Source organism: Microcoleus sp. B13-B6, assembly GCF_036705405.1.
In the GTDB taxonomy this organism is placed as follows: Bacteria; Cyanobacteriota; Cyanobacteriia; order Cyanobacteriales; family Microcoleaceae; genus Microcoleus.
Genome location: NZ_JAUBUJ010000235.1, coordinates 1 through 1,720 on the forward strand (window position 1 = coordinate 1; position 1,720 = coordinate 1,720).

At 46.2% G+C, this 1,720-nt stretch carries 2 protein-coding genes and 1 pseudogene; 2 read left to right on the plus strand and 1 reads right to left on the minus strand.

The window, feature by feature from the left end; all coding sequences use genetic code 11:
• A pseudogene (locus QUB35_RS38850) lies at positions 1 to 311 on the plus strand (hypothetical protein); the annotation flags it as partial.
• 33 nt (positions 312 to 344) lie between these two features.
• Here the strand turns inward: QUB35_RS38850 and QUB35_RS38855 are convergent.
• Complete coding sequence (locus QUB35_RS38855; protein ID WP_333148384.1) at positions 345 to 776, minus strand: VOC family protein; 432 nt, start codon at positions 774 to 776, stop codon at positions 345 to 347.
• An 11-nt stretch (positions 777 to 787) separates the two neighbouring features.
• Here QUB35_RS38855 and QUB35_RS38860 point away from each other — a divergent pair, with 11 nt between their 5' ends.
• The gene (locus tag QUB35_RS38860; protein ID WP_333148389.1) at positions 788 to 1,654 is read left to right on the plus strand and encodes a DUF92 domain-containing protein; all 867 of its coding nucleotides are present in this window, start codon (positions 788 to 790) and stop codon (positions 1,652 to 1,654) included.
• Positions 1,655 to 1,720: the final 66 nt, after the last annotated feature.

Sequence of the window (1,720 nt, forward strand, 5' to 3'; positions counted from 1 at the left end):
TACTCATTATTGTCTCGGATGATTCACTTTTACGCCCTCAATCCGTCTATGTGCCAGTTGGGGGTGCGGAATGTGGGATAGATACCCAGTCGAGTGTAGAAGTACCATTGTTTAATCCCAGACAAGATACCTGGAACGAACATTTTATTTGGTCGGCGGATGGATTATCAATAGTTGGTTTAACTACAATTGGACGAGCTACAGTTACAGCATTAGTCTTAAATCGAGAAAGAGTTATTAATATTCGTACTGCTGACAAAGCTATAGGGCGACATCCACCAGCAGGTGATTTGATTCAATCCGAAAGTTGATATGCTGCAACTGGTTGTTATTTCACGCAGCAATCAAACAGCATCGCCAACTTCAGCGTATTCGCTGCGACCAAAAATTGCTTCAGCTTCGCAGTAATACTTGAACTCCAGTATATTGTGGAAAGGGTCTTCTAAGAAGAAAGTACGGTGCTCTGTAGGCAAACCGACAAATCGCCGTCTCGGTTCTTGATAGAAATTTAACTTGTTTTGCTGGGCTTTTTCTAGCAACGCTTCCCAGTCAGCTTCGGAAGTAAAAATTAACCCAAAATGCCGAGGATAGATGCCTCGCTGAGGCGTCAAAGGTTCGCGGCTGACGTGGGCGACAATTTGATGGCCACACAAACCCATAATCGCAGAATTAGGCGATTCGCGACCTAGTTCGCAGCCGAGCCCGTCTACATAGAACGCTTTTGTTTGGGCAATATCGGTCACGGGGAAGGCAAGATGAAATAAGACTTGGTTCATGGAGGTACTAAATGCAGAATTCAGAATTGTTCTTTAATTATTTATCTTGGTCTAATCCTTGGTTGGTGGCGATCGCCCTAAATACAGTTTTACTCACGATCGCCACCATTGCTCCAAAAAAATTGCTCACTCCCGCTGGCCAATTTCACGGCTGGGGGCTGGGCGTCCTCATCTGGGGCTGTTTGGGATGGCAAGGCTATGCTGTCGTGATGTTTTACTTTCTTGTCGGATCGGGAGTTACCCGCATCGGCAAAGCCCAAAAAGAAGCAGAAGGCATAGCCGAAAAGCGTTCAGGCGCCAGAGGCCCCGAAAATGTCTGGGGTTCGGCTTTAACCGCTACTTTTTGTGCTCTGGGAGTTTTGGCATTATCTATTTTAGCAGAGACAGGCAAAATGTCTGTTTTAGGAGAGACAGCAAAGATGGCTGTTTTAGGAGAGACAGGCAAGATGCCTGTGCCACAAGATGCTATTTCTCTGTTATTGCTGGGTTACGCGGCGAGTTTTTGCACCAAACTTTCCGATACCTGCGCCAGCGAAATCGGCAAAGCTTACGGAAAGCGGACTTTTTTGATTACTAGCTTGCAGCCTGTACCTAGGGGTACGGAAGGGGCCGTTAGTTTGGAAGGAACGATCGCGGGTATTGTCGGCTCAATTTTGATGGCGCTTTTAAGTTGGGCAGTCGGTTTAATTGACTTGACAGGGATTGTTTTTTGTGTTGTTGCAGCTTTTATTGCCACGAACATCGAGAGTGTGATTGGGGCGACGGTGCAATCAAAGTTTGAGTGGCTCACCAACGAGGTAGTAAATTTTTTCAATACACTCATAGGAGCGATCGCAGCGATTATTTTAGCGGCAACCTGGAGAGCTTTTTTAACTTAGGAATGAGAATTAAATAACTTCCACTCTTGAAAGTGGGATGGGCGTCCCGCCCGTCCTTTTTGGACG